Annotated in this window: 12 protein-coding genes and 1 riboswitch; of the genes, 7 read left to right on the plus strand and 5 right to left on the minus strand. The window is 67.2% G+C overall.

Features of this window, described 5'->3' with window-relative positions; all coding sequences use genetic code 11:
• Window positions 1–64 precede the first annotated feature (64 nt).
• Window positions 65–1,801, plus strand: coding sequence for a DUF3556 domain-containing protein (locus AWC06_RS01250; RefSeq protein WP_085193597.1), 1,737 nt, complete (start codon window positions 65–67; stop codon window positions 1,799–1,801).
• A gap of 109 nt (window positions 1,802–1,910) precedes the next feature.
• On the opposite strand, the gene metE is transcribed toward AWC06_RS01250, so the two are convergent.
• Window positions 1,911–4,184, minus strand: coding sequence for a 5-methyltetrahydropteroyltriglutamate--homocysteine S-methyltransferase (metE, locus tag AWC06_RS01255; protein ID WP_085193598.1), 2,274 nt, complete (start codon window positions 4,182–4,184; stop codon window positions 1,911–1,913).
• A gap of 107 nt (window positions 4,185–4,291) precedes the next feature.
• A riboswitch (cobalamin riboswitch) is annotated at window positions 4,292–4,518 on the minus strand.
• Window positions 4,519–4,520: 2 nt separating this feature from the next.
• Window positions 4,521–5,165: an SDR family oxidoreductase gene (locus tag AWC06_RS01260; RefSeq protein WP_085193599.1), complete on the minus strand. Its 645-nt coding sequence runs from the start codon at window positions 5,163–5,165 to the stop codon at window positions 4,521–4,523.
• Window positions 5,166–5,209: 44 nt separating this feature from the next.
• Between AWC06_RS01260 and AWC06_RS01265 the strand changes: the two genes are divergently transcribed.
• Genes AWC06_RS01265 through AWC06_RS01275 form a run of 3 tightly spaced genes read left to right on the plus strand, consistent with a single transcriptional unit; the run spans window position 5,210 to window position 7,985 of the window.
• Entirely contained in the window at window positions 5,210–5,998 is a 789-nt protein-coding gene (locus AWC06_RS01265; RefSeq protein ID WP_085193601.1) for an adenylate/guanylate cyclase domain-containing protein, read from the plus strand.
• Window positions 5,999–6,045: 47 nt separating this feature from the next.
• Complete coding sequence (locus AWC06_RS01270) at window positions 6,046–7,194, plus strand: thiolase family protein (protein ID WP_085193603.1); 1,149 nt, start codon at window positions 6,046–6,048, stop codon at window positions 7,192–7,194.
• Complete coding sequence (locus AWC06_RS01275; protein WP_085193605.1) at window positions 7,191–7,985, plus strand: crotonase/enoyl-CoA hydratase family protein; 795 nt, start codon at window positions 7,191–7,193, stop codon at window positions 7,983–7,985. Before AWC06_RS01270 ends, AWC06_RS01275 begins: the two co-directional genes overlap by 4 nt.
• A gap of 4 nt (window positions 7,986–7,989) precedes the next feature.
• On the opposite strand, the gene AWC06_RS01280 is transcribed toward AWC06_RS01275, so the two are convergent.
• Window positions 7,990–9,006 carry an NAD(P)/FAD-dependent oxidoreductase gene (locus AWC06_RS01280; protein ID WP_085193607.1) on the minus strand — a complete coding sequence of 339 codons (1,017 nt, stop codon included), beginning with the start codon at window positions 9,004–9,006 and terminating at the stop codon, window positions 7,990–7,992.
• Complete coding sequence (locus tag AWC06_RS01285; protein WP_085193609.1) at window positions 9,003–9,503, minus strand: isoprenylcysteine carboxyl methyltransferase family protein; 501 nt, start codon at window positions 9,501–9,503, stop codon at window positions 9,003–9,005. Before AWC06_RS01285 ends, AWC06_RS01280 begins: the two co-directional genes overlap by 4 nt.
• Window positions 9,504–9,598: 95 nt before the next feature.
• Between AWC06_RS01285 and AWC06_RS01290 the strand changes: the two genes are divergently transcribed.
• Window positions 9,599–10,738, plus strand: a complete 1,140-nt coding sequence (locus AWC06_RS01290; RefSeq protein WP_085193611.1) for an NAD(P)H-binding protein — start codon at window positions 9,599–9,601, stop codon at window positions 10,736–10,738.
• Window positions 10,735–11,451, plus strand: a complete 717-nt coding sequence (locus AWC06_RS01295; RefSeq protein WP_085193613.1) for a CPBP family intramembrane glutamic endopeptidase — start codon at window positions 10,735–10,737, stop codon at window positions 11,449–11,451. Before AWC06_RS01290 ends, AWC06_RS01295 begins: the two co-directional genes overlap by 4 nt.
• Window positions 11,452–11,554: 103 nt before the next feature.
• Here AWC06_RS01295 and AWC06_RS01300 read toward each other — a convergent pair whose 3' ends face one another.
• Window positions 11,555–12,355, minus strand: coding sequence for an enoyl-CoA hydratase (locus AWC06_RS01300; protein ID WP_085193615.1), 801 nt, complete (start codon window positions 12,353–12,355; stop codon window positions 11,555–11,557).
• Window positions 12,356–12,450: 95 nt separating this feature from the next.
• On the opposite strand from AWC06_RS01300, the gene AWC06_RS01305 reads away from it, so the two are divergent.
• The gene (locus tag AWC06_RS01305) at window positions 12,451–13,533 is read left to right on the plus strand and encodes a CaiB/BaiF CoA transferase family protein (protein ID WP_085193617.1); all 1,083 of its coding nucleotides are present in this window, start codon (window positions 12,451–12,453) and stop codon (window positions 13,531–13,533) included.
• Window positions 13,534–13,538: the final 5 nt, after the last annotated feature.

Here is a 13,538-nt window from a genome sequence, read left to right on the forward strand (position 1 = left end):
GTAGTAGTCAATAGGGCCGTCAACCCCGTTTCATCGGTCTAGAACACGTTCTAATCTGTCGGCCATGGGATTCCTCAAGCCCGAACTGCCGCAGGTCGACATGGCGGAGTGGAGCAAGGGCACCCGCAGCGAAAAGATCCGTCCGATGGCCAAGCACTGGGCCGAGGTGGGCTTCGGAACGCCGGTGGCACTGCATCTGTTCTACGTCGCCAAAATCCTGCTCTACATCCTCGGCGGGTGGCTGTTTGCCTCTGTCACCAACGGACTCGGCTTCACCGACGTCGCATCCTGGTGGTCCGAGCCGATTGTCTTCGAGAAGGTCGTGCTCTACACGATGCTCTTCGAGGTGATCGGGCTGGGCTGCGGCTTCGGCCCGCTGAACAACCGATTCTTCCCGCCGATGGGCTCGGTCCTGTATTGGTTGCGACCCGGCACCATTCGACTGCCACCGTGGCCGCGCCAAGTCCCGTTGACCAAGGGCGACGCCCGCGGCCCAGTCGATGTCGCGCTCTACGCGGCGCTACTGGTGATGACGACCTGGGCGCTGTTCTCGGACGGCACCGGCCCGGCACCGGAATTGGGCACCACGGTCGGGTTGCTGCCGATGTGGCAGATCGTGACGATCCTGGTCCTCGTCGGCGTGCTGGGGTTGCGCGACAAGGTGATCTTTTTGGCCGCCCGCGGCGAGGTCTACGTAACGATGACGGTGACGTTCCTGTTCGGCGGCGCCGACATGATCGTCGCCTCCAAGCTGGTGTTCCTGGTGATCTGGATAGGCGCGGCGACCTCAAAGCTCAACAAGCACTTCCCGTTTGTGATCTCGACGATGATGTCCAACAACCCGCTGGTGCGACCGCGCTGGCTCAAGCGGCGGTTCTTCGAGAGCTTCCCCGACGATCTGCGGCCCGGGCGGCCGTCGCGGCTGCTGGCTCACATCAGCACCGCGATCGAGATGTTGGTGCCGCTTCCGCTGTTCTTCTGCCACGGCGGCTGGCCGACCGCGGTGGCGGCTTTCGTCATGGTCTGCTTCCACCTGGGGATTTTGGTGTCGATCCCGATGGGGGTCCCGCTGGAGTGGAACGTCTTCATGATCTTCGGGGTGTTGTCGTTGTTCGTCGCTCACGCGCGACTCGGATTGAGCGACCTGAAACACCCTGTGCCGGTGGCGATTCTGTTTGTCGTCGTCGCCGGAATCGTCGCGCTGGGCAACGTCTTCCCGCGAAAGGTCTCGTTCCTGCCCGGCATGCGGTACTACGCGGGGAACTGGGACACCACACTGTGGTGCATCAAGCCGTCGGGCAACCAGAAGATCGAGGACGGCATCGTGGCAATCGCCAGCATGCCTCAGGCCCAGCTGGAGCGGTTCTATGGCAGCCCCGAGGCGGCGCAGATCCCGATCTACATGGGATATGCGTTCCGCGGCTTCAACACTCACGGCCGAGCGCTGTTTACGCTGGCCCACCGGGCGATGGCCGGCCAGAACGAGGACGACTACGTCATCATCGACGGCGAACGGATCTGCTCCACCGCCATCGGCTGGAACTTCGGCGACGGCCACATGCACAACGAGCAACTGATCGCCGCCATGCAGGAGCGCTGTCACTTCGAGCCGGGCGAGGTGCGAGTCGTATTACTCGACGCGCAGCCGATCCACCGCCAAACCCAGGCCTATCGGCTGGTCGACGCTGCCACAGGCGAATTCGAACGCGGATACGTCCGGGTCGCCGACATGGTGACCCGCCAGCCGTGGGCCGACGACATGCCGGTCCAGGTGGACGACAGCGTCGCCCGGCAGGTGTGAGGCTCGGCGCCCGATCGAGTGTGTACTGGTGGCGGCGAATCGGCGAAAAGCCCGCCCTGTACGCACACTCGATGCCGTGAGCGCACACTCGTTGCCGCCGGGCGCCACGCTAGCCGGCTCTGGCCCGCACCTCTTTCGCCGCGGCGACCAGGTTGCTCAGCGACGCGGTCACCTCGTCGGTGTTGCGGGTCTTGAGCCCGCAGTCGGGGTTGACCCACAGCCGGTCAGCCGGAACGGCTTTCAGGGCGGCCTGCAGCGACGTGACGATCTCGTCGCTGCTCGGCACCCGCGGCGAATGGATGTCGTAGACGCCCGGCCCCACGCTGTTGGAGAAGCCGACCGCGTTCAGATCGTCCAGCACCTCCATGTGCGAACGGGCCGCCTCGATCGAGGTGACGTCGGCATCGAGGTCGGCAATCGCGCCGATCACCTCACCGAATTCCGAGTAGCACAAGTGGGTGTGGATCTGGGTCGAGTCGGCGACTCCCGACGTCGCCAGCCGGAACGCGCCGACCGCCCAGCGCAGGTAGTCCTCCTTGTCGGCGTTGCGCAACGGCAGCAGTTCGCGCAGTGCGGGCTCGTCGACCTGGATGACGGCGATGCCTGCTGATTGCAGGTCGACGGTCTCATCCCGGATGGCCAGCGCGACCTGGTTGGCGGTGTCGGCCAGTGGCTGGTCGTCGCGGACGAACGACCAGGCCAGGATCGTCACGGGTCCGGTCAGCATGCCCTTGACCGGCTTGTCGGTCAGCGACTGGGCGTAGGTGATCCATTCGACCGTCATCGGGTGGGTGCGGACCACGTCGCCGTAGAGGATCGGCGGGCGCACGCAGCGGCTGCCGTAGGACTGCACCCAGCCGTTCTGGGTGGCGAAGAACCCGTCGAGTTGCTCGGCGAAGTACTGCACCATGTCGTTGCGTTCCGGCTCGCCGTGCACCAGCACGTCGAGGCCGAGTTGCTCCTGCAGCTTGATCACGTCGGCGATTTCGGCCTTCATCCGCCGCACGTACTCGTCCTGGTCGATCTCGCCGGCCCGCAGCGCGGCGCGGGCCTTGCGGATCGCGGAGGTCTGCGGGTAGGAGCCGATCGTGGTGGTCGGTAGCGGGGGCAGGTGCAGCCGCGCGTTCTGGGCCTCGCGGCGTTCGGCCGCCGGCCCGCGATGCGTGCCCGACGCGGTGATCGCGTCGATGCGTGCGCGGATCTGTGCATTGCGCAGCCGGGGATCCGCGCGCCGCGATGCCATTGCGGCGGCCGACGCCGCGATCTCGTCGGCCACCGCGTCACGGCCGTCGCGCAATGCGCGCGCCAAGGTGACCACCTCGTGCACCTTCTCCGCGCCGAACGCCAGCCAGCTGCGCAGCTCGTCGTCCAGATCGGTCTCGGCCGCAAGGGAATAGGGCACGTGCAATGTCGAGCACGACGTGGACACCGCCACTGCCTCCACCGACCCCAGCAGCGTCGCCAGTCGGCCGAGCGCCGCTTCCAGGTCGGTGCGCCAGACGTTGCGCCCGTTCACGATGCCGGCCACCAGCGTCTTGCCGGCCAGCTCGGGAACCGACGCGACTGCAGTGTCGGCGCCGCGGACCAGGTCGACGCCGATCGCCTCGACGGGTGTACGCGCCAGCGCGGGCAGGGCCGCGCCTGGGTCACCGAAATAGGTGGCGACGTGGATCGCCGGCCGCTTGGTCACCGACCCGAGCGCGGTGTAGACCCGTTCGGCCAATCCGGGCGCGTCGTGGGAGATGTCGGTCACCAGCACCGGCTCATCGAACTGCACCCATTCGGCGCCGTTGTCGGCGAGCAGGCCGAGCAGCTCGGAGTAGAGCGGGATCAGCTCGTTGAGCCGCTCGATCGGTACGCCCGCACCATCGACCGCCTTGCTCAGCAATAGGAAGGTGATGGGGCCGATGAGCACCGGCCGCGCCGGAACCTGTTGCTGCAGTGCTTCTTTCAACTCTCCTAGCACCTTGTTGGGGTTCAGCATGAATCGGGTGCCGGGCCCGATTTCGGGGACGATGTAGTGGTAGTTGGTGTCGAACCACTTGGTCATCTCCAGCGGCGCAATGTCATCGGTGCCGCGGGCCGCGGCGAAATAGCGGTCCAGTTCGTCGCCGACGGTGCGCACCCGGGCCGGCAGCGCGCCCAGCAGCACTGCGGTGTCGAGCATCTGGTCGTAGTAGGAAAAGGTGTTCACGGGCACGGAATCCAGGCCGGCGGCCACCAGCTCGGCCCAGGTGTCGCGGCGCAGGGTGGCGGCGACGTCCTCCAGCTCGGATCGGCTGGTTCGCCCGGCCCAATAGCCTTCGGTCGCGCGTTTGAGTTCGCGTTTCGGGCCGATGCGCGGGGAGCCGGTGACGGTGGCGGTAAATGGTTTAGCGGTCACGAGTTGGTCCTAACACTCGAGGTGGTGGTCATCGCCAGACGGACGCACGGCACTACAACCGCTACAGCCGTTCGCCCATTCCACGAGGCGATGAGCCGCCAGGCGCGGCACGCCCGGCACAGCCGGCAGGTCTTCGGACTCGCAGGCACGCACCGGGTGGTGCTCCTAGTGGCCGTCGCTTCCCGGTCCCAAGACCAGTGCTGATGACGGCGGTCGTTCCTGCATACCGCTGCGGGTCAGTCCCGGACTCTCACCGGGTTCCCTCTCGCGAGACATATTCAACATGCCTCGCTCGATGCCGACACTCGTGCCGGCAGACCAGCTGCGTCGTCGAGATTACCCGGCGGCCAGCGCCTCGGCGATGGGGACGTCCCCATTGTTGAACTCGATGGTGCGTCGGATGGTGGAGTCGTCGCTCAGCGCGGCGGCGACGACTTGCGCGACGTCGGCCCGCGAGACTTCACCTTTCGGCTCGCCGACTGCGATCCGCCCCGTCGGGGGTTCCAGCGTGAGCCGCCCGGGCCCCAGCACGGTCCAATCGAGGTCGCTGGCGCGCAGGTGGGCGTCGGCGGCCGCCTTCGCCTCGGCGTAGGGGAAAAACGAATTGTCTTGCGGTACACCATGGTCCGGCCTAGCGCCGAAGTACGACACCATCACGAACCGGCGCACACCCGCGTCTCCGGCCGCGTCGATCGTGCGGATCGCGGCGTCGCGGTCGACGGCGTAGGTCCGCGCCGGGTTGCCGCCACCGGCACCGGCGGAGAACACGACCGCGTCGTGCCCGGCGAGCAACTCGGTGAGCGCGGCGGTGTCGAGCTGCTCGATGTCGGCGACCACCGGACGAGCACCGGTCGCGGCGACGTCGTCGGCATGGTCGGGATTGCGGAACACCGAGGTCGCCTCGTCGCCACGCTCGGTCAAGATGCGGGCCAGATGCAACGCGACCTTGCCGTGGCCGCCGATGACGACGATGCGTGACACGTTCGACGACGCTACCCGCCGCAAAAGCGGATAATGAGTCGACCATGACTGACCCCGCTGAGCAGTGGGCGCATGTGCTCACAGATGGTCATGCCTCGCTGGTCAGAACGCGACATCTGTTTCGCTACCTGCCGTCGGCGCCGCGCTGCAAGCTGTGCAATAACCCGTTCGGCGGGCCGGCGGGGCGAGTGCTGGGAGTCGCGGGTTTTCGGCAGTCGCGCAAAAACCCCAACCTGTGTACGCGCTGCTGCGACTCACTGCCGAGCGGGGGAGCCGAAGTCGACATCGCGGTGCTCTTCGCCGACGTGCGCGGCTCCACCGCGATCGGGCAGTCGGCCGAGGCAGCCCACTTCGCCGCGTTGCTCAACAGGTTCTACGCTGCGGCGACGCAGGTGCTGCTGCGCCACGGCGGGGTGATCGGCAAGCTCATCTGTGACGAAGTGATGGCGTTTTTCGTGAAGGGCATCAGCGGGCCGGACTATCGCCGACGGGCGGTGCAGGCCGCGACGGACCTGCTGGCGGCCATCGGCTACGGCACGCCCGAGGGGCCCTGGCTGGACGTGGGTGTCGGCGTCAACGCCGGCGTCGCCTACGTCGGCAACGTCGGCGACGCGGTGGTCGACTTCACCGCGCTCGGTGACCCGGTGAACACCGCTGCGCGACTGCAGCAAGGCGCCGCGGGCGGAGAGGTGGTTGTCGCGCGCGGCGTCGCCGACGATGTCGCGGCCCAAGGCACCCCCCGCACGCTGCATCTTCGCGGTCACGAGCAGCCCGTCGACGCGTTCGTATTGAGCGCCAGCCCGGCCCGCGGCGGTGCGCCTGCGACCGGCTGATAAGAATCAGTACAGAGCATTCAAGCCTCATCGAAAGGACAATCGCCATGGCTGAAGCCGTAATCGTCGAGGCAATCCGTTCACCGATCGGCAAACGCAATGGTGGGCTGTCCGGCGTACACCCCGCCGACCTGTCCGCACAGGTTCTCAATGGACTCGTGGAGAAGGCCGGCGTCGACCCCGAGATCGTCGACGACGTGATCTGGGGATGCGTCATGCAAGCCGGCGAGCAGGCCGTCGACATCGCGCGCACCGCGTTGCTGACCGCCGGCTGGCCGGAGACCGTTCCCGGTGTCACCGTCGACCGCCAGTGTGGGTCGAGCCAGCAGTCGGTGCACTTCGCCGCTGCCGGCGTGGTCGCCGGGCACTACGACGTCGTCGTTGCCGGTGGGGTGGAATCCATGTCGCGGGTGCCGATGGGGGCCTCGCTGGCCAATGGTGGACGGCCGTATTCCCAGGCGTTCCTGGACCGCTATGACGGCGCAATCCCCAACCAGGGTCTCGGCGCGGAGATGATCGCCGAGCAGTGGGGATTCGACCGCACGACGCTTGACGAGTTCTCGCTCGGCTCCCACGAAAAAGCCGCGGCGGCACAGGATTCCGGTGCGTTCGACGACCAGATCGTCGGCATCAAGGATCAAGACGGCAACGTTGTGCTCAAGGACGAAGGCATCCGTCGCGGAACGCCGATGGAGAAGATGGCGCAACTGAAGCCCGCCTTCAAAGAGGACGGGGTGATTCACGCCGGGAACTCCAGCCAGATCTCCGACGGTTCGGCCGCGCTGCTGTTCATGTCGGCCGAGAAGGCGAAGTCGTTGAAGCTCAACCCGATTGCCAAGGTGCACACCGCAACGCTGGCCGGCGCCAACCCGGTGATCATGCTGACCGCGCCAATTCCGGCCACCCAGAAGGCGCTCAAGCGTTCCGGGCTGAAGCTCGAGGACATCGGGGTGTTCGAAGTCAACGAGGCGTTCGCGCCGGTTCCGCTGGCGTGGCTGAAGGACATCGGCGCTGACGAGAAGAAGCTCAACCCCAACGGCGGTGCGATCGCGCTCGGCCATCCGCTCGGCGGCTCCGGTGCCCGGATCATGACCACGATGCTCTACCACATGCGGGACAAGGGAATTCGCTACGGACTGCAGACGATGTGCGAGGGCGGTGGTCAGGCCAACGCCACCATTGTGGAATTGCTGTGACGCAGACGGCGCCCGCGGCGCTCACCGAGCGCCGCGGCAACGTCCTGGTGATCACGATCAACCGGCCCGAGGCCCGCAACTGCGTCAACGGCGCGGTCAGCACCGCCGTCGGTGACGCGCTGCAGCAGGCGCAGGACGACCCCGAGGTGCGGGCCGTCGTGATCACCGGTGCCGGCGACAAATCCTTTTGCGCCGGAGCAGATCTCAAGGCGATCGCTCGGCGGGAGAATCTGTACCACCCGGATCACGGCGAGTGGGGGTTCGCCGGCTACGTGCACCACTTCATCGACAAGCCCACCATCGCCGCGGTCAACGGCACCGCGCTCGGCGGTGGCACGGAGCTGGCCCTGGCCAGTGATCTGGTGGTGGCCGAGGAACGTGCGCAATTCGGGCTTCCGGAGGTCAAGGTCGGGCTGATCGCCGGTGCCGGTGGCGTGTTCCGCATCGTGCACCAGCTGCCCCGCAAAGTCGCACTCGAGATGATCCTCACCGGTGAGCCGATCAGCGCCGCCGAGGCCGCCCGATGGGGCCTGATCAACCAGGTCGTGCCGAACGGCACCGTGCTGGAGGCGGCGCTGGCGCTGGCCGAACGGGTCACCGTGAACGCGCCCCTGTCGGTGCAGGCCAGCAAGCGGATCGCGTATGGCGTCGACGACGGCGTCATCCCCGACGAAGAACCGGGCTGGGCCCGCACCACGCGTGAATTCGCCACACTGCTGAAATCCGAGGACGCCAAGGAAGGCCCGCTGGCGTTCGCCGAAAAACGCCAGCCGATCTGGAAAGCGCGCTAAGCCCTCACCGCGCAAGCCTATTGACCGCACGGCCGAATACGCCGGGGAGCAGCGTGGCCGCCGGAACGACGGCACACCGGCCAACGCGCGGGGCGGTGGTGAGCACCAATGTGCGGGTGAGCAGCCGGTAATCGCGGGTGATGCGCTGCCACGCCGCCACATACTGCGACGGCGCCTCGTCGACAATGGCGGCCACCGCCGCGCCGGCTTGTTTGACGGCCAGGCTGATGCCTTCGCCGGTCAAGGCATCCTCGTACCCCGCTGCGTCGCCGACCAGTAGCACCCGGCCCGCAACCCGGCGGGAAACCACCTGCCGCAGTGGACCGCAGCCGCGGGCCCGTCCGCGGTCCGCCCTTTGCAGCTGCTCGGACAGCCGCGGAAACCACGTGATGTCGGGGCGATGGGAGGACAGAATCGCCACGCCGACGAGGTCCGGCTCCACCGGTGTCACATAGGCCTCGCCCCAGCGCGACCAATGCACTTCGACGAAGTCGGACCAGGCCGGCACGCGGAAGTGCCAGCGCACGCCGTAACGCCGCGGCTTGCCCGCGACCGTCTTGATTCCGATGGCACGCCGCACCGTTGAGTGCAGGCCATCGGCCGCCACCAACCATTTGGCCCGCACACCGGCGGCCGTCACCCCGTGCGCATCCTGGTCGACGCCGGTGATGCGTGTCGAAATCCATTCGGTGTCTTGCTCTTTGGCGCGTGCGGCCAACGCAGCGTGCAACGTCGTGCGCCGCACGCCCCGGCCGGGCCCGTTGCGAAAACGCGCTTCGGTCCGTCGGCGCCCGTCCAGATAGGCGATGCCCTGGAAGGGCAGACCGGCCGGATCCACGCCTAGCGATGCCAGCACCGCCAGACCGCCTGGCATCAGACCCTCACCGCATGCCTTGTCGATCGGGCTTTCGCGAGGCTCGGCGACGATCACTGAAAGCCCAAGGCTACGAGCGTGTAACGCGGTCGCCAGGCCGGCCGGACCGCCGCCCGCGATCAACAAGTCGGTGTCGTAAGCGCTCATGTGTAGCCCAGCGCCGAGTTCTCCACCCTGATCCGCACCGCGAGCACCAGCGCGTTGGCCAGGGTGAAGCACACCGCGGTCAGCCATGCCGTGTGCACCAGCGGCAGTGCTACACCTTCGGCGACCACAGCCACGTAGTTCGGATGATGCAGCCACCGGTATGGACCTCGATGCACCAATGGCGCCTCCGGCACGACGATCACCAGCGTGTTCCACCGTCGGCCCAGCGTTGCCACACACCACCAGCGCAGCGCTTGGCTCAGCGCAACCAGCACGAGCATCGGCCAGCCAAGCCAGGGAAGGAACGGACGGTGCAACGCCCAAACCTCGACGACGCATCCGAGCAGAAGTCCGGCGTGGATGCTCACCATCACCGGATAGTGACTACGGCCGAATTCCTTGCCGCCCTGGGCAAAAGCCCACCGCGCGTTGCGCTTGGAGACGATCAGCTCCGCTAGCCGCTCGACGCCGACCGCCAAGATCAGCAGGTAATACATGGGCTAGCAATCGTATCCATGTAGTGGGTCACGCCGGGGCGGGTTGGTCGGTTCAACTGCTCGCCAATAGCTTCTGGGATCGCTAGGTTGGGGGCGTGCGGATTCTTGTGACCGGCGCAACAGGCTATATCGGATCCCGCCTAGTCACAGCGTTACTCGCCGAGGGCCACGAGGTGCTGGCCGCCACCCGCAACCCCGAGCGCCTGGGGAATCTGGGCTGGTGCGACGACGTCACAGCCGTCCTGCTCGACGCCAGCGATCCGGCGTCTGCCCGGACGGCGTTGGCCGTGGCCGGACCAGTCGACGTCGTCTACTACCTGGTGCACACGATCGGTCAACCGGATTTCCGCGAGGCAGACTTGCGCGCGGCGGCCAACCTCGCCGCCGCTGCCAGGGACACCAGCGTGCATCGGATCGTTTATCTGGGCGGCTTCCTCCCTGACGACGAAGTAGTGTCGGAACACCTGGCCAGCCGTGCCGAGGTGGCCGACGCGCTGGTCGTCGACGGCGGCCCGGAAGTCGTCTGGCTGGGCGCGGCGATGATCCTGGGCGCCGGCTCGACGTCGTTCGAGATGCTGCGCTACGTCGGCGACCGGTTCCCCGTCATGCCGATACCGCCGTGGATGGACAACCCGATCGACCCGATTTCCATCCGGGATGTGCTGCACTACCTCGTCGCCGCCGCCGATCCGGGACAGGTGCCGGCTGGCGCCTACGACATTTCCGGCCCCGACAGCACGTCGTACAGCGAGCTGCTGAAAACCTATGCGCGTATTTCCGGCCAGTGGCACACCGGTCTGCCGGTACGCGGCGTGCACACCACGATGGCGTCGTGGATCACCGCGATCGCACTTCCGGTTCCCGACAGACTGGCCGCCGACCTGGTGGAGTCGCTGGATCACCCGATGCGTGCCTCCAGCACCGGCCTGCGCGATCTGGTTCCCGACCCACCCGGCGGCCTAATCGGTGTCGAGGACGCGATCACACGGGCACTGTCAAGCCGGGAGCCCAAGCCTGTTAACGCGCTGGCCGACCCGCACCACCTGGCAGACAGCGACCCGGTGTGGGCCGGCGGCGACACGCTGCGCATCCGGCGGCTCGCGAAAGCCGTGACACCAACGCTCGCCCATCCCGGTCTCGGGCTGCTGGATGCCGTCCCCGGACCCATTGCCGGCGCCGTGCGAACCGGCCTCGACATGCTGATCACTCTGACCCCGAAAGTGCGTCCCGCATGACCGATCTGAGCACCCGCCCCAGCACCCTCGACGAGATTCGCCGCGCGATCACGAATGTCGCTGTGCCGCACCATGAACCGCCTTCGGTCGTGCGTCGCCGGCGCATCGTCGTCGCGGTCGTGCTGGTGCTCGGCGCCGTCGTGCTCGGGCTGTCCATGACAAAACATCCGGGCGAGGCCAGCTTCTACTGGCTGACGTTGGCGTTGTCGGCGGTGTGGCTGATCGGGGCATTCGCCTCCGGGCCGCTGCACCTGGGCGGCATCTGCTGGCGCGGCCGCAACCAACGCCCGGTCATCACCGGCAGCGCCACTGGCCTGGGACTAGGCGCCATCTTCGTGCTCGGTGGGCTGATCGCCAAGCAGATCCCGGCGGTCTCCGAATTGATCACCAAGGTGCTGCAGTTCGCCGACCAGGGATCGTGGCGGCTTACCCTGGCCATCGCGTTGTTGGGCGCCATCGCCGAGGAGTTGTTCTACCGCGGCGCGCTCTACACCGCGCTGGGCCGGCACCATCCGGTGCTCATCTCGACCGTGCTGTACGTCGCCGCCACTCTGGCCAGCCAGAACCTCATGCTCGGCTTCGCGGCGATCATCCTCGGGACGGTGTGCGCAATGGAGCGCCGCGCGACGGGTGGGGTGCTCGCGCCGATACTGACCCACTTCGTGTGGAGTCTTGTGGTGATACTCGCGCTGCCGCCGCTATTCGGGTTCTAGACGCTGCTTCTAACGCTTCGAGTGTGCATCCAGGGCGGGAAACTCGCGAAAATCCCGCCCTCAGTGCACAGTCGACGCCCTCGGCGCACAGTCGACGCCGGAATCAGCTGTCGGTGAAGTTCGGGGTGCGACGCTGCTGGAAAGCCGTTGCGCCTTCGATGAAATCGTGTGACTTCAACAGTGCCGACTGGCCCTGCAGTTCGCGTTGCAGCGCTGCTTCCAACTCGGTGAGCGTCGCCGCGTTGATGGCGTCCTTGGTCTTGGCGAATGCGACCGCGGGGCCAGACAGCAAGCCGGACACCACTTTTTCCACCTCCGCCTCGAAGTCGTCGGCGGGATAGACCGCGCTGATCAGGCCGGCGGCCAGTGCGTCGGCGGCCGGCAACCGCTCGGCCAGCAAGGCCATCCGCATGGCCCGTGTCCGGCCGATCGCTGCGGCGACCAGCGCTGAGGCGCCGCCGTCGGGCATCAGCCCCATCTTGGTGAAGGCGAGCATGAAAAACGCTTTCTCCGAAGCCAATACGAGATCACAGGCCAGGGCAAGGGAGACGCCGACGCCGGCAGCCGGCCCCTGAACGACGGCGACCACGGGGCGGGGCAGCGCGACGATCGACCGCACCGCACGGTTGGCCTCCAAGATGATGTCGGTGTCCGGGCCGCGGTCGGCCACGTCGTCGGCGCTCATCCCGGCTCCGGAGCTGAATCCACGGCCGGCACCGCCCAGGCGCACCACTTTCACCCGCGGGTCGGTGGCCGCATGCTCCATGGCATCGGCGATCCCCGCCAGGACCGACGTTGTCAGCGAGTTCAGGCTCTCCGGACGGTCGATGGTCACCGACAACACTCCGTCGGCCAGGGTGACGGAAAGACCCGCGACGGACGTCAGGGAGGCTGAATCCAACATGGGGATCACCTTAAGTGACCGGGGTGCAGGGCTCCGGCGGGCGGCTGCGAAGATGCGAGCTACAGCTGGTTGTCCCTCGACAAGGAGGTCGGTAGATGGCGGGACCGCTAGAAGGGCTGCGAGTCATCGAGCTCGCCGGAATCGGGCCCGGCCCGCACGCCGCGATGATTCTCGGCGATCTCGGTGCCGACGTTGTGCGTATCGAACGGCCCAACCAGGCAACCGGTGTAGCGCGGGACGCCATGCTGCGCAATCGACGCTTCCTCACCGCCGACCTCAAGTCCGAAAAGGGACGTGATCTGCTGCTGAAGCTCGTCGCCAAGGCCGACGTGCTGATCGAGGGCTACCGCCCCGGGGTCACCGAGCGGCTGGGACTGGGCCCCGAGGACTGCGCCCGGGTCAACGACCGGCTGATCTATGCCCGGATGACCGGGTGGGGCCAATCGGGTCCGCGCAGCCAGCAGGCCGGTCACGACATCAACTACATCTCGCTCAACGGGGTACTGCACTCCATCGGCCGGGCGGGCGAGCGCCCGGTGCCGCCGCTGAACCTGGTCGGGGATTTCGGCGGCGGCTCGATGTTCTTGCTGGTTGGCATCCTGGCCGCGCTGTGGGAACGGCAGACCTCCGGCAAGGGTCAGGTCATCGACGCCGCGATGATCGACGGGTCGTCCGTGCTGGTGCAGATGATGTGGGCGATGCGGGCCATGGGAATGTGGACCGACGAGCGCGGCACCAACATGCTGGACGGCGGCGCACCCTACTACGACACCTACGAATGCGCCGACGGCCGCTACGTCGCGGTGGGCGCCATCGAATCGCAGTTCTACGCCGAGCTGCTCGAGGGCCTCGGCCTGAACGCTGCCGATCTGCCGGGGCAAAACGACCGCAGCCGCTGGCCGGAGCTGCGGGCACGGCTGACCGAGGTGTTCGCCTCGAAAGATCGCGACCACTGGGCCAAGGTGTTCGCCGACTCGGACGCGTGTGTCACGCCGGTGCTGGCGTTCGGGGAAGTCGAAACCGAGCCACATGTCACCGAGCGGAAAACCTTCTACCGGGTAGGCGGCGGGCTGCAGCCGTTGCCGGCGCCGCGGTTCTCGCGGACCGTGCCGGGCGAGCCGCGACCCCCCGGTACACCCGGAGCCGACACCGAGGCCGTCCTCCGCAACTGGTTATAGTGCCA

Origin of the sequence: Mycobacterium fragae (assembly GCF_002102185.1) — a bacterium.
Taxonomy (GTDB): Bacteria; Actinomycetota; Actinomycetes; order Mycobacteriales; family Mycobacteriaceae; genus Mycobacterium; species Mycobacterium fragae.

What these genes read in the sequence shown, in the direction of transcription:
- AWC06_RS01285 (WP_085193609.1), bottom strand. Translation starts at nt 9,503, where the DNA reads ATGTATTACCTGCTGATCTTGGCGGTCGGCGTCGAGCGGCTAGCGGAG.
- AWC06_RS01270 (WP_085193603.1), top strand. Translation starts at nt 6,046, where the DNA reads ATGGCTGAAGCCGTAATCGTCGAGGCAATCCGTTCACCGATCGGCAAA.
- AWC06_RS01300 (WP_085193615.1), bottom strand. Translation starts at nt 12,355, where the DNA reads ATGTTGGATTCAGCCTCCCTGACGTCCGTCGCGGGTCTTTCCGTCACC.
- AWC06_RS01295 (WP_085193613.1), top strand. Translation starts at nt 10,735, where the DNA reads ATGACCGATCTGAGCACCCGCCCCAGCACCCTCGACGAGATTCGCCGC.
- AWC06_RS01265 (WP_085193601.1), top strand. Translation starts at nt 5,210, where the DNA reads ATGACTGACCCCGCTGAGCAGTGGGCGCATGTGCTCACAGATGGTCAT.
- AWC06_RS01305 (WP_085193617.1), top strand. Translation starts at nt 12,451, where the DNA reads ATGGCGGGACCGCTAGAAGGGCTGCGAGTCATCGAGCTCGCCGGAATC.
- AWC06_RS01250 (WP_085193597.1), top strand. Translation starts at nt 65, where the DNA reads ATGGGATTCCTCAAGCCCGAACTGCCGCAGGTCGACATGGCGGAGTGG.
- AWC06_RS01280 (WP_085193607.1), bottom strand. Translation starts at nt 9,006, where the DNA reads ATGAGCGCTTACGACACCGACTTGTTGATCGCGGGCGGCGGTCCGGCC.